The following is a 19,282-nucleotide window of genomic DNA, read 5'->3' on the forward strand; positions in this document are numbered from 1 at the left end:
AACTACGTCGTCCGCAGATGATCTAACTGATGGTCTGCTTAACAACCTGAGTGCATCATCCGCATATGATAGCCATCCTGCCAGAGCAGGATGTCCTAAAGTTAGAGTTGATGCAAGTGCAACTGTAAATGCAAAAAGCTTATTTTTCACGTTTATACGTTTATATCGGAACTCTAAAATTATTAGCCACTATCAGTATAATTGTTGTGGACAGTGTAAAGCAAGACCTGTGAAATCAATATAAGACTTCACTGTATCAGAATCTAAGTAGAATCATCATAAGTACAGCACGGCGTAAATAAACCAACCATTCCCAATTAATAAAATGCTTACGCTGTATTCGCTTTGAATTTTGAATCCCGCCTTCCGGTATTTGGCTGTTCATCCCATTCCTCGAAATTTGCAACAATTAACACACTTGTGGCCGATCGCGGTTATCCTATTGGGTAACTTGTCACCAATGCTGTGTTAATCAAACTGAGATGAAGTCTGTTCAAGACACTGCTGATGCTCAACTGGCTACTATAGATACCCCACCAGTAGTCATTACTTCTGATTTAAGAAAAGTCTATCGCACTGGCTTTTGGATGAATCAACAGGTTGTCTCCCTCAAAGGCTGTTCTTTAACGGTTTATCAGGGGGAAACTTTTGGTTTACTGGGGCCTAATGGTGCAGGGAAGACAACGCTGTTAAAACTGTTGCTGGGAATTATCCGGCCTACTGCTGGCAAAGGTTTATTGTTGGGTCAACCTTTAGGCGATCGCAACGTCAAGCAGAACATTGGCTATTTAAGTGAAAACCCTTACTTGTATGAGTATCTCACAGGCTGGGAGTTTTTGCAGTTAGCCGCCGGATTATTCCAAATTCCCGCTAATGTGCAACGCCAACGCATTCCACACTTACTAGATTTAGTGGGTTTATCGGTAGCTGATGCACGCAAAAAACAGATGCGTCGCTACTCCAAAGGGATGTTACAACGTGTGGGTATGGCGCAGGCATTAATTAACGATCCAGAACTAATATTTCTAGATGAACCAATGTCGGGACTAGATCCTCTCGGACGCTACCGGATGCGGGAAATTATCTTGTCCCTCAAAGCCGCCGGCAAGACGATTTTTTTTAACAGCCATATTCTCAGTGAAGTCGAACAAATTTGCGATCGCATCGCTATTCTTTCTCAAGGCGAATTAATCTGTATCGGTTCTCTAGGAGAACTATTAGGCAGAGATGAAACATATCATGTCAAAGGTGAAGGCGGTGATTTGTCAATCCTCAAAAAATGGCTACCGAGTATAGTATTTGAGCCTGATGGTTCTTGGCACGGGACACTACAAGCCGATTACTATGACTTTCTAGGTAGTTTACGCTTGATGGGTGGAAAAGTTATTTCGATACATCTATCTCGTCAATCATTAGAGGAGTTTTTTATCCAACAGATCAGTCAAATAAATCATGTCGTTAACTAGTACATAACGGCGAACCTTAAGATACCATCTTCAATAGTTAAAAATCCGAGAAATCAAGGTTTATTATTTTGCTTGCTTGTAATAATATGCTTTATGTTTATTTTCCAGTGTCATGAAAATATATAACTTTAGATAGGTTTACAAATTACTAATTAAAAATATGATATTTGTCACTTTGTTCTGCATTTATTGACACAATAATAACTGCCAATTATGCACTAATAATGTTGCTTAATCATGAGAAATGTTAGTGTTTTTTGCTACCTTTTTTTAACTACATCAAACAGGGTAACGCTATAAATGAACTATAGTATTTCCATCAGTTATTCTTGCAGCTAAGTTTACTAAAAATTCAAAAATATTTTCCGGGAAAGATAGCTTTTTCAGGAAAATAAGATTGTCGGGAAACCTAAATACTTAAGTATAGTCAAGATTAAAATGTTTAGACAATACTTTACCACTTGTAGTCTCAGAGTCTAAGGTAAATATGGTTAACATAGGTTCGCTGAAATTTTTCACCCAGCCAGCTGTGGGTGCAGCTTTATTAACAGCTGCTCATCTCATTCTGCCTTCTGCCAGTTTAGCTCAGGGACAATCAGTATCTCCTAATTCACAAACAGTACCTGCAACTAGAGCGCAAGTATTTCCTAATTCCCAACCCGTATCTCCGCAAATACAACAACCAAATACAAATTATCTATTAGGTGGCGGAGACCTAATTCGTGTAAATGTCTTTGAAGTACCCGAATATACGGGTGAATACCAAATTCCTCCAGGTGGAGCTATTAACCTACCTTTAATTGGTAGTGTTTCTGTTCAGGGTTTCACCACTGAACAAGCTGCTGATATCATCACCGAAAAATACCGCAAGTTTCTGAAACGTCCGCAGATTTCTATCAATCTTTTATCCCCGCGTCCTATTAATATTCTGGTTGCCGGAGAAGTCACTCGTCCAGGTGCTTACACTTTGAGTTTGGCAGGAGGTGCAGGTAACAATCCTGGAGTACAATACCCAACTGTATTAGCTGCATTGACTACAGCTCAAGGCGTTACTTTGGCAGCAGATGTCACCCAAGTTCAGCTCAAGCGTAAAACAACAGGTGCTGGTGAGCAACTTGTGACTCTCAATCTCAAGCAACTCATTGAAACAGGCGATGCAGCCCAAGATATTACCTTAAGGGATGGCGATGTCATAGTTGTACCAACAGCAACCTCCTTTAATGTTGCAGGCGCTCGCAATCTATTTGCTGCTAACTTTGCAGCTAGCCAAACTGCACCGCGCACAGTCGCAGTAATTGGTGAAGTATATCGTCCAGGTTCTTATCTTGTTTCTACAGGTGGTACAGATGCTGGTGGAACTGGACTCCCCAATTTGACAAGAGCCATTCAATTAGCTGGTGGAATTACATCCCAAGCAGATATTCGTAATATCAAGCTACGCCGGCCTACAAGAACAGGTACAGAACAAACTGTAGATATCAATCTTTGGCAACTTTTGCAGGGTGGTGATGTCAATCAAGACGTGATTGTCCAAGATGGAGATACAATTGTGATTCCCACAGCCACCGAGATTACTCCAGCAGAAGCTACTCAATTAGCTACCACTACTTTATCTCCAGCCAGAATTCAAGTTGGTGTAGTCGGTGAAGTTAAACGAGCCGGTGCGGTAGAATTACAACCTAATAGCTCTTTGAACCAAGCAATATTAGCGGCTGGTGGGTTCAATGATGCTAGAGCGCGTAAGGGTACTGTAGAGTTGATTCGCCTCAACGCTAATGGTTCAGTTACTAAGCGTGATGTAAAAGTTGACTTCAACCAAGGAATTAACGAGGAAACTAATCCCATTCTCCGTAACAATGATGTTGTCGTAGTTAACCGCTCTGGTATAGCTCAAGCTGGTGATGGTCTCAACATCGTAGCTGGGCCTCTAGGTATTATCGTTAATCTTTTCAGATTGTTCGGGTTTTAAGTTTATATATCTAGGTTTTGTTAAATTTAGGGGTAGGATGGGTTGAACAAAATCAAACCCATCCTACCTTTTTGACTTTCATCAGAGTCATAAAAGAGGAGTAGAAAAGCAAACTCTGGAGAGGGCTTGTTTAAATTTGCCTAACTTAAGTTATTTTAGTTACAAACTCAAAACATTAGACTTAAATATAAAACATGGTATTACCATGTCCTTTAAACTAAAATCTCCTTAAAAGCTAATAGGAGCATATATGGAGCCAATTATTGCTGTAGTCTTAGCACTTATAGCTTATGCCTTAGGATCTGCCAAAATTATCAACGAAGGGAATGCCGCCTTAGTAGAACGCTTGGGAAGGAAACATCGCACACTGACGCCAGGGTTGAACTTTGTAGTACCTCTGGTGGATCAAGTTGTGATGGAAGATACTACGCGAGAACAGATTCTAGACATCAAGCCGCAGAATGTCATCACCAAAGATAATATCTACTTAGAAGTTGATGCTGTGTTGTTCTGGAAAATAAAAAATATTGAGAAAAGCTTTTATGAAATTGAAGACTTACAAGAGTCACTAGCACAGCTGGCAAAAACTACATTAAGGGAAATTATTGCCCAAAACACTTTAGAAGAAACTAATATCTCAAGAACTGAGATGGATCAAGCCATCTTAGAGCAGTTGAATAGCACAACAATAGAATGGGGAGTTCAGATGATCCGGTTAGATATTCAAGGAATTACACCACCGGAGAGTGTACGCAAGTCAATGGAAGAGGAGCGAGCGGCGGAAATCAAAAAACGGGCATTGATTACTGAAGCAGAAGCCGAGAGGCAAGCTGCCATTAAGAAAGCAGAAGGAACTATGACTTCCATCCAGATAATTGCTGAAGGGTTACGTAGCAATCCTGAAACTAAAGAAATTTTGCGTTATTTAGTGGCGCAAGATTATATAAATGCTAGCTATAGGCTGGGAGAAAGTCCAAATGCCAAAGTTGTGTTTGTAGATCCTGGTAAATCAGGCGAATTAATGAAAGAAATGGTTGCTGAAACAGTTAACACTGAGGGTAATGGTAAAAATATTGAACATGGTTAAGTCTTTGTGAACATAGAGCTTGGGGACTGTACCAGAAATATTTTGATTGATTCCCTCATTCTGTGGTTCTTGATAGCAGCTGCACAAGACGGCGCACCAACCGCTAAGAATTAAAGAAACACCTCTTTTTCCCCATCCTGTCCCCTCTTAACTATCCCCTCTGTTCTTCGCTCGAAAGATGGCATCAGCAACTAGAGATACATCGCGCATTTCTTGAATATCATGAACTCGGAGGATCTCTGCACCATTCAAGATAGCCGCACAACACGCTGCGGCCGTTCCCCAAACTCTGGCTTGCGGATCTGGTTGATTTAAAATCCTACCGATAAAACTTTTGCGGGATACCCCCACTAAGATAGGACAATTAAGCGATCGCAATAAACCCAAGCGGCGCAGAATTTCTAGATTTTGCTCATAGTTCTTAGCAAAACCAATACCGGGGTCAATAATGATTTTTTCGCGATTGATGCCCAAATCTGTAGCTATTGTGATCTGTTGAGTTAAAAAACTAGAAATTTCTTCTACAACATCCTGATAATCAGTCATTTGTTGCATCGTCTGGGGTGTCCCTCGGATGTGCATCAACACAATTGGTACACCTAAACTAGCTACTGTGGGCAACATTTCGTGATCAAATGTGCCGCCAGAAATATCATTAATAATATCTGCCCCAGCTTCAACAGAAGCTTTAGCGACAGCAGCCCTAGTTGTATCTACGGATATAGGTACAGAAATGTTTGACCGTAATACCTGTAATACTGGCAGTACCCGATTTAGTTCTGCTTCTGGGCTGATTTGCTGTGCGCCGGGTCTAGTTGATTGACCTCCCACATCAATGATATCAGCACCAGCCGCTACCAAAGCCTCAGCCTGGGATAAAGCCGCCGCAGGAGTATTAAATTTACCACCATCACTAAAACTATCAGGTGTCACATTCAAGACACCCATTAAATAAGTACGCTGTCCCCACTCGAAACAGCGATCGCGTATTACTAACTTGCTACACATATAAAATTAGTCAATAGTCAACAGTCAATCGTGATTTAAACACAGACTAATGACTATGGACTATTGACGCTGCAAAGGGGTTAATGATAGTTGACAATGCGGGCAAAACTGGCAGGTTCTAAACTTGCTCCGCCGACAAGTACACCATCGATTTCTGGTTGCGCCATAATCTCATCGATGTTATTTGGCTTCACTGAACCACCATATTGAATTGGGACATCAGGATTTTTTAACTCGCTGCGAATCAAGCCAATGACTCGATTAGCTTCTGTCGCTTCGCAAGTGTCGCCAGTACCAATTGCCCAAATCGGTTCGTAAGCAATCACCAAAGTTTCCTGATCAACATCAACTAAGTCTTTTTCGAGTTGGCTAATAATCAGTGATTCAGTTTCCCCAGCGTCTCGTTGTTGTTTGGTTTCACCTACACAAAGAATGGGGGTTAAACCATATTTTTGGGCAGCTTTCAGGCGTAAATTCACGGTTTCGTCCGTTTCACCAAAGAATTGCCGCCTTTCACTGTGACCGACAATCACATAACGTACACCAAGTTCTACCAACATGGGGCCTGAAATTTCACCAGTGTACGCCCCACTTTCCTCCCAGTGGACATTTTGCGCTCCCAGTTGTACAAGGCTACCATGTAAACTCTTGGACAAAACGCTCAGGTCAGTGAAAGGAGGACATAAGACCACTTCCCGCCCTGGAGGCGTTTCTTGTAAAGACGGCAGAAACCCTGTTAAAAACTCTTGTGATTCTGCCTGGATTTTAAACATTTTCCAGTTACCGGCAATAACGATTTTCCGCACAGGTGATTTAGTCAAGTTCTTAACGCTACTAGATGCACTTTTCACTCTACTACTTTTTCGGATCAACCGATGCAATGGTTCAAGATTGCGGTGATGAGATAGTACAAGGTGAGTTAGGCGGGGTGACTTGATTGTGATAATAGGTTAGAGGTTCAATTCATCAAATAGCGATCGCGAATAAGTATATGGTGGATCTCCAATCACGGATGGATATCACACAGATATCTTTGTGGGGTAAAAAGGGCTTTCCAAAGGTTAAGAAAAACTACCGTGCAGTGGAATATAAAACCTCTGGATGGAAACTTTCACCAAATCAGGAAAGCCATCACATTTTCAGGCAAAAAGTGTATACAGACTCTGACATACTCCCACACTGATGCAAGCATACAGTGTGGGTTTCTAAGCCATTCCCTACGCGAACGGAGACACTGAGCTTTGTTTTAAGCTTACAGAAACAGACTCTTAGCTAGCAATACTTCTAGGCACACCTTCTAAAGCTTCATTTTCAGTTTCAAAAATTTCAAACACTGTATCCATCATTGTCACTTCAAATACAAGTTTTGCCTCTGGATGAACATTGCAAATACGGAAACTGCCCTTGACTTTATCCGCATCACGCATACCAGCGACCAAAGATGTAAGACCTGAGCTATCGATAAAATTTACTTGGCCAAGATTCACCACCACATGACGGCTGAGTTTAGAAATACATTCCTGTAACTTCAGGCGAAATTGCCAAGCTGTGGTGATATCTAAGCGACCTGCTGGGGTCAAGATAATAACTGTATTACCATCTTGAGTTGTATAAGTTGTTTGTTCTATTTGAATCACTAAGCCCCCTGTGGCACTCATCTTAAAATTTACTGTGGCTAAGTTATACCAATTCGTAATTCTTAAGGGCTGCGCCCCGCTACGCTTTAAGCGCAGCTATGCCGCAGGCTTTACGTCAATCGTAACAGCCTAGAGCTTCGCGTAGCGTCCCGTAGCGAAGGCTTTCGCCTACGTAATTAAAGAAGGTAAGATCAAACCTGGGTTTCCAGAATTGTATCTGTTGCCTTTTCTTGGTGAATTGGTACTAGTCCTGGAATTGATGAATCACATATCAGTCTGATAAACAATGATACTACTCTAGAAAAAGTAGTAAATTATTTAACCCACCAACTACAGGACTATCTAGTGCTGAAACTTGAATTTAACAAGATACAGCTAAATTTGTCACCTTTTTTTGTACTAGGTGCTTACTTTTAGTAGTTTAACTCACCAAATCTGTGCTGAGTAACCCGTGAAAAGTACTTAGTCCACGAGACAAAATTATTTTGACTTCATTATTGATGAGTTGAGAACGACGCCAGGCCAGTAAATATTCCACAGGGTTAAAACAATTCGCAACGATGCTTTGCCTCGCTACGTTGGCGTAGCCTCTGTCTACGACACGCTTCGCATACCCTTCGGGGTTCGCGGTAGCGTTGCGTAGCTTGCTTTGCTACACAACGCTAACGCAGGGAACGTAGAGAAGATGGCAATTCGCAATGGGCTTCTGTCAGAGTTGCGATAGCGAAGATTCCGCTCCGCTAACAGCACTTGCAACTCAGCATTTTTCATTTGGTTGCCAGTTGATCCAATCTTGGGGCTTGAGAAATGTCTTATACAATTCTGCTTCAGGGGTATTAGGTTCTGGTTGATAACCGTATTCCCAACGCACCAAAGGTGGTAAAGACATCAAAATCGATTCTGTACGTCCATTGGTTTGTAAGCCAAAGATTGTGCCTCGGTCGTAAACTAAGTTAAATTCGACGTATCTACCCCGACGGTAGAGTTGAAAATTGCGTTCGCGATCGCCATATTCTATCCCATGACGACGTTCAACGATGGGTACATAAGCGGGTAAAAATGCTCTACCAGAACCTTGAATAAAACCAAACAAATCTTCCCAATTGCGTTGTGCTGGTACTCCTACTTGGTTACTGTAGTCGGCTGCATTCCCTTTGGGATTAGGTCCACGATACAAAACTCCTTGGCCATCTTGGTAATCGAAAAATAACCCACCTATACCTCTGTTTTCGTCTCGATGCTTGAGGTAAAAATATTCGTCACACCAGCGTTTAAAGACTGGGTAATACTCTGGGTGATGTTGATCACAAGCCTGCTTTAATGTGTTGTGGAAGTGGGCAGCATCTTCTGCAAAGGGATAATAGGGTGTTAAGTCAGCACCACCACCAAACCACCACACAGGACCGGCTTCAAAATAGCGGTAATTGAGGTGAACAGTTGGTACATAAGGGTTACGGGGATGTAACACCAGGGATGTACCAGTAGCATAAAAGCCATGTCCTTCTGCTTCTGGACGCTGGGCTAAAATTGAAGGAGGCAGATGAGAACCCCAAACTTCAGAAAAATTTACACCGGCTTGTTCAAATATTGCACCATCACGCAGTACACGCGATCGCCCGCCACCACCCTCCGGACGTTCCCAACTATCTTCCTGAAACGTACCCACGCCATCCAGTGCTGCTAGTGCTTGTGTAATTTCATCTTGTAACTGTTTCATAAAATGACTGACACGCGCCTTAGCATCAGTCACTGGTAAAGACGGAGATAATTTTGCTTCTACAGTTGGAGTGTGCGAATTAGTTACCATGAGATTCCCGAAACTAAATTATATTTTCCAAAACAGCCACAAATTTTCATTCTAAAAATTTGTGGGCAGCACGAGCCAAAAATGAGACTCAACTTGCCCAAATAGTCTTTTGCTTGTGAAACATTTAATTTACATGATCAATGGGCATGACTAGAATTATTTTCCCTCAAATGCGTATAGGCTTGTATATTGACTAAATTTTTGTTGTACTTCTTGATGGGAACATTCTGGTGCATTAGTCTACAAACATCTTAAGTGCTGAGTGCTGAGTGCTGAGTGCTGAGTGCTGTTAGCGGAGCGGGGCGTTAGCCCGTGCTGTTAGTGGTAGCGGGGCGTTTAGCCCGTGCTGAGTTTTGAGAGTTAAGTGTTGAGTGCTATTAGTTCAGAGTAGCTGACGATGCCAGAGTTACCAGCAAGCTTGTAGCGAGGAAGATTAGGCAAATGAGAGCTTGGTTATCCAAATTTATCCACCGCAAACACCGTCGGTTTTGCGTTTCTCTGGTACGGACATATCGAGAAATTAGTTCTGCTTCTGTAGACGATCTCTGGCAAAAGGTAGTTGACTTAAGGGATGTTTCCTGGCATCCACTATTAAAAAGTACCAACGTCCCTTATGGATTAGTACCTAAACCCGGATTAATTTACCAAGCAGTAACACGCTTTTCACCAATTCCGATTAGAATTTTTGTGGAGCGAGTCAACCCTAGAGAATTGCTGAGTATTAGAGTTATGGCAATTCCTGGCATAGAAGAACGAATTACTTACCAAGTAGAATCAACGGTTTGTGGCACTTGTTTATCTTATTCAGTCACCTTAAGAGGCTGGTTATCGCCACTTATTTGGTCATTTTCACGTCCCTACGCAGATCGTGTGGCACGTTCTCTAGTGGAAGCCGTAGAAAAAGCAGCATTGCAAGCAGTATCAGGACAGAAAAAGCAAATTAAGGGGATTGGGGACTGAGAAGAGGCTGGGGTTGAGAGGGTTAGGGAAGTAGAGAAAACAAGGTAGACGTTTTTAGCCCAATACCCAATGCCCAATTCCTAATCTTTAATCACTAAAGAAAGTTAAGATTCTATTAGGTGATAATAAAAGTTTTTTAAATTTTGTTACGCCGATCGCAAAGAACACACTAAGCAAATACTGCTTTAGATTTCTTCATTTTGAATTTTGTAGCTTGCTTTTCGTAGAGTATTTTTAATTTTGAATTGTTATGTACGATGTCCTTGATGCTCAATCTGTTTTAGAAGTGTTGCGTCCAGTGCAAGATCCAGAACTGCGAAAGAGTCTCGTAGAACTGAACATGATTCGCAACGTCAAAATCGAAGGTGGTAAGGTGAGCTTCACTTTGGTTTTAACCACACCCGCCTGTCCCCTAAGAGAATTTATTGTTGAAGACTGTGAAAAAGCAGTCAAAAAGCTGCCTGGTGTAACAAATGTCAGTGTAGATGTAACAGCAGAAACACCCCAACAAAAAAGCTTACCTGACCGTAATGGTGTTCCGGGAGTCAAAAATATTATTGCTGTCTCCAGTGGTAAAGGTGGTGTCGGTAAAAGTACGATCGCAGTCAATGTGGCTGTAGCATTGGCACAAACAGGGGCAAAAGTTGGCTTACTAGATGCGGATATCTATGGGCCTAATGACCCCACGATGCTCGGACTAGCTGATGCTCAAATTGTGGTTCGCTCCACAGATAAAGGTGAAGTCTTAGAACCTGCCTTTAATCATGGTGTCAAATTAGTCTCAATGGGCTTTCTGATTGACCGAGATCAGCCAGTAATTTGGCGTGGCCCCATGTTAAATGGAGTCATTCGCCAGTTCCTCTATCAAGTGCAATGGGGCGAATTAGACTATTTAATTGTGGATATGCCTCCAGGAACAGGTGATGCTCAGTTAACCTTAACTCAATCCGTACCAATGTCTGGGGCGGTAATTGTTACTACACCGCAAACTGTAGCACTGTTAGATTCCCGTAAAGGATTGCGGATGTTCCAGCAAATGAATGTGCCTGTATTGGGAATAATAGAAAACATGAGTTATTTTATTCCTCCCGATATGCCAGATAAACAGTACGATATCTTTGGCTCTGGTGGTGGTTCTAAAACCGCGGCCGAGTTAGGAGTACCCTTGTTAGGCTGTGTCCCACTAGAAATTGCAACTAGAGTGGGTGGTGACAATGGCGTACCGATAGTTATTGCTGATCCAGATTCAGTCTCAGCCAAAGCCCTAAAAGCGATCGCATTAACTATTGCTGGTAAAGTATCAGTTGCAGCTTTGACATAATCAATTCTAATTTCTGTCTGATTCCTAGGCCATAACCTAGGAATACAGAGTTATTAATAGTCAATGGGAATTGGGTATTGGGCATGATTTAATTTCTCCAATGTCTATTTTCCTTACACCCTTACTCCCGGCTCCCTATTTTCACAAAATAATTAAACCTCATACCTAAACGTTAAACTCACACAATGTTATTGAAACGTTCGCTCCCCAAAATTCGCTGGAAATATTGGGTTAAGCCTTGGCAGCAAGTAGATTGGCTTTTATTTTTATTACCTGTTGGTGTCAGCATCTTTGGCGGACTGATGATCCTCAGTACCGAACTTAAGCAACCTGTTACAGACTGGTGGTGGCACTGGCTAGTTGCTGGTATTGGTACTTTAATAGCTGTGTTTATCGCCCGGTTTCGTTATGAAAACTTACTCCAGTGGCATTGGATAACATACGCACTCACTAACGTCAGTCTAATTGCAGTGATGATTGCCGGTACTAGTGCCAAAGGCGCACAACGATGGATAACCGTTGCTGGTTTTAATATCCAACCCTCAGAGTTTGCCAAAGTAGGGATAATCATTACATTAGCGGCTTTATTACACAAAACTACGGCGGCTACTCTACCCAATTTTTGCCGGGCTTTGGCATTTACTTCTCTACCCTGGTTATTAGTATTTACTCAACCTGATTTGGCAACATCACTAGTATTTGGATCAATAGTTTTAGGGATGTTGTATTGGGCTAATGCCAATCCGGGTTGGTTAATCTTGCTGATTTCTCCTGTAGTCGCAGCGATTTTATTTGGTATATCTTGGCCATTATCACAACCCCTAATAGTTTTCCACGAAATATCCTTGGGTCTTTTAGGTTTAATTTGGTCATTTGCGATGGGGATTGTCGGTTGGCAAACTCTTCCTTGGCGGCGGTTTGGTATTAGTGGTATTGGTGCTTGGTCACTCAATATGCTAGGTGGTGAACTGGGGGTCTTCGCCTGGAATAATATTTTGAAAGAATATCAAAAAGACCGCCTGACAACCTTTCTACGCCCTGGACAGGATATATTAGGCGCAGGATATCACCAACATCAATCGCGCATTGCTATTGGTGCAGGTGAGATGTGGGGTTGGGGTTTGTTCAAAGGGCCAATGACACAACTGAATTTCGTCCCTGAACAGCATACAGATTTCATTTTCTCGGCGGTGGGTGAAGAATTTGGTTTTGTGGGATGTTTAGTGGTGTTATTTGTCTTCTGTTTGATTTGCTGGCGATTACTGCACGTCGCTCAAACAGCCAAAGATAATTTTGGTTCGTTGTTAGCGATCGGTGTTTTATCAATGATTGTGTTTCAGTTGATAGTAAATGTAGGTATGACCGTGGGTTTAGCTCCTGTAGCGGGTATACCCCTCCCGTGGATGAGTTACGGTCGTTCTGCTATGCTGACTAATTTTATCGCTTTAGGAATAGTAGAATCGGTAGCAAATTTTCGCCAACAGCAGAAGTATTATTTTTGAGGTAGGGAACACCAAAAAATAAATTATCCGCAATTAATGGTTGGGTAGAGTGCGTCAGTATGAATAATTTCTGAGTATAGTTAGGTTCTATCGCACTGACGCACCCTACAGTTTGGATATTTTTTTATCTGGAAGTCCCCGCCCGGTCAATAGCCACTAGTTGAAACACCTAAACGTGAACTATTAGCTCTGGACTATGAACTAATCACAAGTATTAAGCTAGTAAAAGGAAATAACTGAGGAAATAGGTCATGATATTACCTGGAGCAACTGTTCGTGTCAAAAATCCCGCAGATACTTACTATCGCTATGAAGGATTAGTACAGCGTGTAAGTGATGGTAGAGTAGCTGTGTTGTTTGAAGGCGGTAACTGGGATAAAATTATTACCTTTCGCCTATCGGAACTCGAACAAGTAGAAATCACGACTGGCAAGAAAAAAGGAAAATAAATTAGTTAATAGTTATGAGTCAATAGTCAATAGTCATGAGTCATTATGAAAAGACTATTGACTCAGCACTAACAACTCAGCACTAACAACTCAGCACTCAGCACTCAGATGCGTCTTCCTCTACCACAGTTTGACACAGGCGATCGCCACCCTAACCACATAGCGGAGGTGATTGAAACTACTTCTACTGAATTTTTGGCACAGTGTTTAGAACCGGAAGACTTGAGCTTCCCATCCATGCCACCTTTTGGTAGTTGGGTGCGGGCTGTGGATGAGGAAACAGGTAATCAAGTCTACGCTGTAGTGTATTATGCAACTACAATGCCTGTGGATTCTGTACACCGAGCAGTGGCTTTAGGTTTATCATTGCAAGATTTGCGTGAGGAACAACCCCAGATATTTGCCATGCTCAAAACAGAATTTCGAGCGGCGATCGTGGGATTTGAGAAGCCTTCCCCAATTTCAGGTGCTAACCAAAGAGTTTATCAGTATCTACCACCCCGTCCCCCCCAAATTCATCAAGCTGTTTATCGGTGTGAACCAGAATTAATAGTTAAGTTCACAGAAGAGATAGATTTTTTACGGACTTTACTGGCAATTAATGGCGCACCAGTGGAAGCTTTAACTGCTGCGGCGATTCGGGAGGTTTACCAGCTACGCAAAGCTGATCGTGAATGGCTAATTAAAGCCGGACGCACCCTCAGCATACTGCTCAAAGACGACTACGATCGCCTACGGTTCATTTTGAGCCAGATCCACCCATAGGCAGTTAGTTACAAAATAATTGCCTAGATAATATAAGTTTCCAGTGTGTTGATTTCTTAGGGTAGCTTTTACTGTTATTGACGATTTTAGAAAATTACTAAAAGGTAATCATAGCTTCACCATTGCCCCTTCAACTCCTACCTATGGAACAAGTATTACCAGTTCTTGCTCTAGAAGCAACTACCCAAGTTCTGGGACAAGAACCGATTGTTCCCTTTGTTATTTTGCTGGTAGTCATCTTAGTCATACCCATCCTATTTGAGCGTCTGAAATTACCAGGACTATTTGGTTTAGTTTTCTCTGGATTAGTTCTTGGCCCATCAGGTTGGGATCTATTTCAGACAGAATCAGTGATGATTAATCTGCTAGCAGATATTGGTTTGGTTTATTTAATGTTTGTGGCAGGTTTAGAAATAGAAATCGAGCAGTGGCGAAGGCAGAGAAAACACGCATTAGGCTTTGGCTGCTTTACCTTCAGTGTACCGTTTTTCCTAGGAACTTTAATTGGAAAAAATCTTGATTTTAGCTGGCAAAATTCAATATTAATTGGCTCTCTATTTGCTTCTCATACTCTTTTAGCATATCCTCTCATCAGTCGCCTGGGTGTAATAAGTAATGAAGCTGTCACCACCACAATTGCAGCTACAGCTTTTACTGATGTTGGCGCACTCCTAATATTAACCGTTTGTGTTGCCATATCACAGGCTGGAATATTTAGTTTAGCTAAACTATTCAGCTTATTGGGCTGCTTACTTGTTTACATAATTGTTATTTTGGTAGGCTTTGATTGGGCAGGTAAAGAATTTTTTCGCCGTTCAGGAGACGATGAAGGTAATAAGTTTTTGTTTGTGTTATTGGCTGCCTTTTTAGCTGTGATGGGAACTCAATTTATTGGGGTAGAAAAAATTGTTGGCGCATTTTTAGCTGGTTTAGTAGTCAACGAAGTTGTCGGCGAAGGGCTAGTTAAAGAAAAAATAGTATTTATTGGTAATGTTTTATTTATACCGATTTTTTTTGTTAATCTTGGGTTACTTATTGAACTGCCGAGTTTAATCAAGAATCCAGTTATATTCAAGTTATCTATTTTAGTTATTATCGGTTTGCTGGCTAGTAAATTTATTGCAGCTTGGTTAGCAAAACTTATATATCACTATAATTGGCAAGAAATGATCACAATGTGGTCATTATCAATCCCGCAGGTGGGTACAACATTAGCTGCAACGTTTGTAGGATATCGGGCTGGACTGTTACCACCAGAGTTTTTAAGTAGCTTTGTCATCTTGATGTTAGTAACATCGATTTTGGGGCCATGGATTACTAGTCGCACGGCTGTAGGTTTAACCCCTCAACCTGTCACCACCACAGTAGCTGTAACTTTGCCACCACAGCCACCAGAAGCACCCCTTACCCATACTTTTACGATAGTTGTACCTATTTATAATCCTCAGACTCAGCAGTATTTGGTGGAAATGGCGGCATTATTAGCACGTCAGGCAAAAGGTAGAATTATTCCATTAGCGATCGCGACATCTGCGGCTCAGATGGATGCACCACAATTAGAATCTTCTCTCCAAAGAAGTGAGCATTTATTAGCAAAAGCCACAACCCAAAGTCAAGCTTTAGGTATAGAAGCAGAACCATTGCTGAGAATTGATGATGCCTTCGCACCCGGAATTAGCAGAGCCGCCCGTGAGCAAAAGGCCAATTTAATTGTCATGGGGTGGGGAAAACGTACTGGGTTAAGAGCGCGGTTATTTGGCAATGTTATTGATGGTGTACTTTGGGCATCTCACTGTCCGGTAGCAGTGACAAGGCTTGTAGATTCACCCCGCAAAATTCAACGCATCTTAGTACCATTAGAAAATCTTATTACCCCTGCATTACAGCCTGTGCAGTTTGCTCAGATGCTAGCAGAAGCTAATCAAGCCCAGGTGACAGTATTGAATGTATGCGATCGCCGCACCAGTTCCAGTAAAATCGCAGCTCGGCGATCGCAACTTTCCCAGTTAGTATCTCAGTTATCTTTGGCAAATCCACCAGAAATTCAAATTATTGCGCATGAAAATTCTGCCCATGCTATCTTGCAAGCAACAAGACTATACGACTTAGTAGTGTTACCGTTTATACGTAATCGTACTATTCCTAGTGGATTAGCTATTAGTGATGTAACAACTCAGCTAGTCAGACAAATTACCTGCTCAATTGTCATGTTGGGAGAACCGCAGCACCTACCAACAGGAATCACTGTGCCAATCCAAAATTCAAAGTTAAAAATTAAAAATTGAGAAAGTTCAGATGTCACAAGGGTTTCTGAGGAAAGGATCTGTTTTGGAATTTTAATCAATAGTCATAGGGTATTGGGCATTGGGTTTTTTCCTTCCTTTCCTGCTTCCCCTGCTTCCCAGTCACCAGTCCCCAGTCCCCAAGTTTTACAATTTTGTCTCAAGAAGACTTTATCTTGTTGAAGATTTGATGAATTCTAAGTTAGGCAAGCACAAAGGTTAAACGATGTTTGTTATTTTGCTAAATGAATTAGCCGTAATACTCAATATAATGTAATAGAAATAAATACACAGTAAGATTGCTCAATTCTTCAGTGTTAGGTTTTGAATTTCCCCTGTTCTTTCTGTATTTTCATACTTAGGCTGGGTATTCTAAATTAACAATATCAAGAACAGCTAGCAATATTTTGTAAGTAACTGAGAAAATATGAGAATTTTGGTGACGGGCGGTGCTGGGTTTATTGGTTCTCATCTGATTGACCGACTCATCCCGGAAGGGCATGAAGTCATCTGCTTAGATAATTTCTACACAGGTCACAAACGTAACATCCTCAAATGGATGAATCATCCGAACTTTGAACTCATCCGCCATGACATCACCGAACCAATTCGGTTAGAAGTAGATCAAATTTACCATCTAGCTTGTCCAGCTTCTCCAGTACATTACCAGTACAACCCTGTAAAAACCGTTAAAACTAACGTGATGGGAACACTGAATATGTTGGGATTAGCCAAGCGTGTCAAGGCAAGATTTTTCCTAGCTTCTACTAGCGAAGTATACGGAGATCCAGAGGTTCACCCCCAAACAGAAGAGTATCGGGGTAGCGTTAATCCTATTGGTTTGCGTTCCTGTTACGACGAAGGTAAGAGAATCGCTGAAACTCTAGCATTTGACTACTACAGACAAAATAAAGTTGATATTCGAGTTGTCCGTATATTCAACACTTACGGGCCAAGAATGTTAGAAAATGATGGGCGTGTTGTCAGTAACTTTATAGTTCAAGCCTTGCGAGGTACACCTTTAACCGTCTATGGTGATGGCTCGCAAACCCGCAGTTTTTGCTATGTATCCGATCTAGTGGAAGGCTTTATCCGCTTGATGAATAGTGATTACATCGGGCCGCTAAATTTAGGCAATCCCGGTGAATACACGATTTTAGAATTGGCTCAAGCTGTGCAAAATTTAATTAACCCAGACTCAGAGATTAAATTTGAGCCTTTACCTGCTGATGATCCTCGTCGTCGCCAGCCGGACATTACAAAAGCAAAAACCCTGTTAAATTGGGAACCAACTATTCCCCTAGAAGAAGGATTAAAGCTAACAATAGAAGATTTTCGCGATCGCGTCGAAAAATAGTGTCTAGAGTTCATTTCCGAAGATGCGACTTCTAGATACAGACTGAACCTATTTGTAACCCGTACTTCAGTAGCGGTGTTCCCCGAAACAGTTTCAGTGTTTATTGACTACTTCGTTTTTGAACAATAACCCCAAACCAAGTGAGGAGTTGAAGAAATGCGTGTTTGTGTAATAGGTACTGGTTACGTTGGCTTAGTTACAGGTGCTTGTTTAGCTCATATTGGACACGATGTTATTTGTGTAGATAATAACGAAGAAAAAGTCAAATTGATGAAGTCTGGGCAGTCGCCGATTTTCGAGCCGGGACTATCGGAAATTATGCAGTCTGCGATTCAAAGTGGCAAGATCGAATTTACAACTGATCTAGCTGCTGGCGTTACCCACGGAGAAATTTTATTTATTGCTGTAGGTACACCACCTTTGCCAACTGGTGAAAGTGATACTCGTTATGTTGAAGCTGTAGCTCGCGGTATTGGTGCTAACCTCAATGGTGGTTATAAGGTAATTGTTAATAAATCTACAGTACCCATCGGTTCAGGTGACTGGGTACGGATGATTGTAATGGATGGTATTGCTGAACGTCAAAAGACTCTGGTGACAGCCGGTGGTGGATCTGCTGACGATAAACTACCTGAGTTATTACCTCAGTTTGATGTAGTCAGTAACCCAGAGTTTTTACGGGAAGGTTCAGCCGTATACGATACATTTAACCCTGATCGCATTGTCTTGGGTGGCAATAGCACCAAAGCCATCTCCATGATGAAGGAACTCTACTCCCCCATTGTGGAACGCAAGTTTGCTGAGAACAAATCTTTACCTCCCGTACCTGTGCTTGCAACAGACCTCAGTTCAGCAGAGATGATTAAATACGCTGCTAACGCTTTCCTCGCGACTAAGATTAGTTTTATTAACGAAGTCGCTAACATTTGCGATCGCGTTGGTGCTGATGTTACCCAAGTAGCTAAAGGTATTGGTTTAGACTCCCGCATTGGCAATAAGTTCTTACAAGCTGGTATTGGTTGGGGTGGTTCTTGTTTCCCTAAAGATGTTTCCGCGTTGATTCATACTGCTGATGATTATGGTTATGAGGCTCAGTTATTAAAATCTGCTGTTAGTGTTAACGAACGTCAACGCCTGATTGCGCTAGAAAAACTCCAGCAGGCTTTGAAAATCCTCAAAGGTAAAACTGTTGGTTTATTAGGCTTAACCTTCAAGCCTGATACCGACGATTTACGCGATGCACCAGCACTCAACTTAATTGAGCAACTGAACCGATTGGGTGCTAAGGTCAAAGCCTACGACCCCATCATTTCCCAAACAGGAATGCGTCATGGTCTTTCTGGTGTGCTAGTCGAAACTGATGCTGAACGTTTGGCTGATGGCTGCGATGCTTTGGTACTAGTCACTGAATGGCAACAGTTTAGCTCTCTTGACTATACCAAGATGGCTCAATTGATGAGTAACCCTGTCATTATCGATGGTCGTAACTTCCTCGACCCCGAAACTATGATCCGCGCAGGATTCCAATACGTAGGTGTTGGCAGAAGATAGAAAATTAGCAAGTAATTAGTTTTATATCCCAATTAAAGACCGCCTAGAGATTTCTAGACGGTCTTTAATTACGAATTACGAATTACGAATTACGAATTACGAATTACGAATTACGAATTAC

General features: G+C 41.8%; 15 protein-coding genes and 1 pseudogene. 12 read left to right on the forward strand and 4 right to left on the reverse strand.

The window, feature by feature from the left end; genetic code table 11:
* The first annotated feature begins 482 nt into the window (after positions 1-482).
* The 3 genes from ACM0OR_RS21210 (at position 483) to ACM0OR_RS21220 (ending at position 4,522) form a co-directional block, all read left to right on the forward strand.
* Complete coding sequence (locus ACM0OR_RS21210; RefSeq protein ID WP_414578594.1) at positions 483-1,466, forward strand: ABC transporter ATP-binding protein; 984 nt, start codon at positions 483-485, stop codon at positions 1,464-1,466.
* Between the two features lie 487 nt (positions 1,467-1,953).
* Positions 1,954-3,435, forward strand: coding sequence for a polysaccharide biosynthesis/export family protein (locus ACM0OR_RS21215; protein ID WP_414578596.1), 1,482 nt, complete (start codon positions 1,954-1,956; stop codon positions 3,433-3,435).
* A gap of 250 nt (positions 3,436-3,685) precedes the next feature.
* A complete protein-coding gene (locus ACM0OR_RS21220; protein ID WP_414578598.1) occupies positions 3,686-4,522 on the forward strand; it encodes an SPFH domain-containing protein in 837 nt (278 codons plus the stop codon).
* A gap of 147 nt (positions 4,523-4,669) precedes the next feature.
* Here ACM0OR_RS21220 and folP read toward each other — a convergent pair whose 3' ends face one another.
* Together folP and tpiA are read right to left on the reverse strand one after the other, a co-directional pair.
* Positions 4,670-5,530, reverse strand: a complete 861-nt coding sequence (folP, locus tag ACM0OR_RS21225) for a dihydropteroate synthase (protein WP_323268824.1) — start codon at positions 5,528-5,530, stop codon at positions 4,670-4,672.
* 80 nt (positions 5,531-5,610) lie between these two features.
* Positions 5,611-6,336 (reverse strand): triose-phosphate isomerase, encoded by a 726-nt coding sequence (tpiA, locus tag ACM0OR_RS21230; protein WP_323268830.1) that lies wholly within the window; start codon positions 6,334-6,336, stop codon positions 5,611-5,613.
* A 233-nt stretch (positions 6,337-6,569) separates the two neighbouring features.
* Between tpiA and ACM0OR_RS21235 the strand changes: the two are divergent.
* A pseudogene (locus ACM0OR_RS21235) lies at positions 6,570-6,711 on the forward strand (RNA-guided endonuclease TnpB family protein); the annotation flags it as partial.
* A gap of 87 nt (positions 6,712-6,798) precedes the next feature.
* Here the strand turns inward: ACM0OR_RS21235 and ACM0OR_RS21240 are convergent.
* Entirely contained in the window at positions 6,799-7,167 is a 369-nt protein-coding gene (locus ACM0OR_RS21240; protein WP_190705517.1) for an STAS domain-containing protein, read from the reverse strand.
* 757 nt (positions 7,168-7,924) lie between these two features.
* Positions 7,925-8,974, reverse strand: coding sequence for an oxygen-dependent coproporphyrinogen oxidase (gene hemF / locus ACM0OR_RS21245; RefSeq protein WP_190705448.1), 1,050 nt, complete (start codon positions 8,972-8,974; stop codon positions 7,925-7,927).
* Between the two features lie 441 nt (positions 8,975-9,415).
* Between hemF and ACM0OR_RS21250 the strand changes: the two genes are divergently transcribed.
* The 8 genes from ACM0OR_RS21250 to ACM0OR_RS21285 all read left to right on the forward strand — a co-directional run bounded on the left by ACM0OR_RS21250 (position 9,416) and on the right by ACM0OR_RS21285 (position 19,161).
* Positions 9,416-9,934 (forward strand): SRPBCC family protein, encoded by a 519-nt coding sequence (locus tag ACM0OR_RS21250; RefSeq protein ID WP_414578600.1) that lies wholly within the window; start codon positions 9,416-9,418, stop codon positions 9,932-9,934.
* Between the two features lie 250 nt (positions 9,935-10,184).
* Entirely contained in the window at positions 10,185-11,255 is a 1,071-nt protein-coding gene (locus tag ACM0OR_RS21255) for an Mrp/NBP35 family ATP-binding protein (protein WP_414578602.1), read from the forward strand.
* Positions 11,256-11,440: 185 nt separating this feature from the next.
* A complete protein-coding gene (gene rodA / locus ACM0OR_RS21260) occupies positions 11,441-12,757 on the forward strand; it encodes a rod shape-determining protein RodA (protein ID WP_414578604.1) in 1,317 nt (438 codons plus the stop codon).
* Between the two features lie 251 nt (positions 12,758-13,008).
* Positions 13,009-13,206, forward strand: coding sequence for an NAD(P)H dehydrogenase subunit NdhS (locus tag ACM0OR_RS21265; RefSeq protein WP_190705436.1), 198 nt, complete (start codon positions 13,009-13,011; stop codon positions 13,204-13,206).
* Between the two features lie 108 nt (positions 13,207-13,314).
* Positions 13,315-13,971 (forward strand): HAS-barrel domain-containing protein, encoded by a 657-nt coding sequence (locus tag ACM0OR_RS21270; protein WP_414578607.1) that lies wholly within the window; start codon positions 13,315-13,317, stop codon positions 13,969-13,971.
* Between the two features lie 143 nt (positions 13,972-14,114).
* Positions 14,115-16,256 (forward strand): cation:proton antiporter, encoded by a 2,142-nt coding sequence (locus ACM0OR_RS21275; RefSeq protein ID WP_414578609.1) that lies wholly within the window; start codon positions 14,115-14,117, stop codon positions 16,254-16,256.
* 424 nt (positions 16,257-16,680) lie between these two features.
* On the forward strand, positions 16,681-17,610 hold the full coding sequence (locus ACM0OR_RS21280) for a UDP-glucuronic acid decarboxylase family protein (protein ID WP_323265116.1): 930 nt from the start codon (positions 16,681-16,683) through the stop codon (positions 17,608-17,610).
* Between the two features lie 156 nt (positions 17,611-17,766).
* A complete protein-coding gene (locus tag ACM0OR_RS21285; protein ID WP_414578611.1) occupies positions 17,767-19,161 on the forward strand; it encodes a UDP-glucose dehydrogenase family protein in 1,395 nt (464 codons plus the stop codon).
* Positions 19,162-19,282: the final 121 nt, after the last annotated feature.

The organism is Anabaena sp. CCY 9402-a (assembly GCF_963920945.1).
GTDB classification, from domain to species: domain Bacteria; phylum Cyanobacteriota; class Cyanobacteriia; order Cyanobacteriales; family Nostocaceae; genus Trichormus; species Trichormus minutissimus.

Excerpts from the sequence above, each read along its gene's own strand:
- ACM0OR_RS21250 (WP_414578600.1), top strand. The coding sequence starts at position 9,416 with ATGAGAGCTTGGTTATCCAAATTTATCCACCGCAAACACCGTCGGTTT.
- hemF (WP_190705448.1), bottom strand. The coding sequence starts at position 8,974 with ATGGTAACTAATTCGCACACTCCAACTGTAGAAGCAAAATTATCTCCG.
- ACM0OR_RS21255 (WP_414578602.1), top strand. The coding sequence starts at position 10,185 with ATGTACGATGTCCTTGATGCTCAATCTGTTTTAGAAGTGTTGCGTCCA.
- ACM0OR_RS21265 (WP_190705436.1), top strand. The coding sequence starts at position 13,009 with ATGATATTACCTGGAGCAACTGTTCGTGTCAAAAATCCCGCAGATACT.
- rodA (WP_414578604.1), top strand. The coding sequence starts at position 11,441 with ATGTTATTGAAACGTTCGCTCCCCAAAATTCGCTGGAAATATTGGGTT.
- ACM0OR_RS21220 (WP_414578598.1), top strand. The coding sequence starts at position 3,686 with ATGGAGCCAATTATTGCTGTAGTCTTAGCACTTATAGCTTATGCCTTA.
- ACM0OR_RS21275 (WP_414578609.1), top strand. The coding sequence starts at position 14,115 with ATGGAACAAGTATTACCAGTTCTTGCTCTAGAAGCAACTACCCAAGTT.
- ACM0OR_RS21280 (WP_323265116.1), top strand. The coding sequence starts at position 16,681 with ATGAGAATTTTGGTGACGGGCGGTGCTGGGTTTATTGGTTCTCATCTG.
- ACM0OR_RS21285 (WP_414578611.1), top strand. The coding sequence starts at position 17,767 with ATGCGTGTTTGTGTAATAGGTACTGGTTACGTTGGCTTAGTTACAGGT.
- ACM0OR_RS21270 (WP_414578607.1), top strand. The coding sequence starts at position 13,315 with ATGCGTCTTCCTCTACCACAGTTTGACACAGGCGATCGCCACCCTAAC.
- folP (WP_323268824.1), bottom strand. The coding sequence starts at position 5,530 with ATGTGTAGCAAGTTAGTAATACGCGATCGCTGTTTCGAGTGGGGACAG.
- ACM0OR_RS21210 (WP_414578594.1), top strand. The coding sequence starts at position 483 with ATGAAGTCTGTTCAAGACACTGCTGATGCTCAACTGGCTACTATAGAT.
- ACM0OR_RS21215 (WP_414578596.1), top strand. The coding sequence starts at position 1,954 with ATGGTTAACATAGGTTCGCTGAAATTTTTCACCCAGCCAGCTGTGGGT.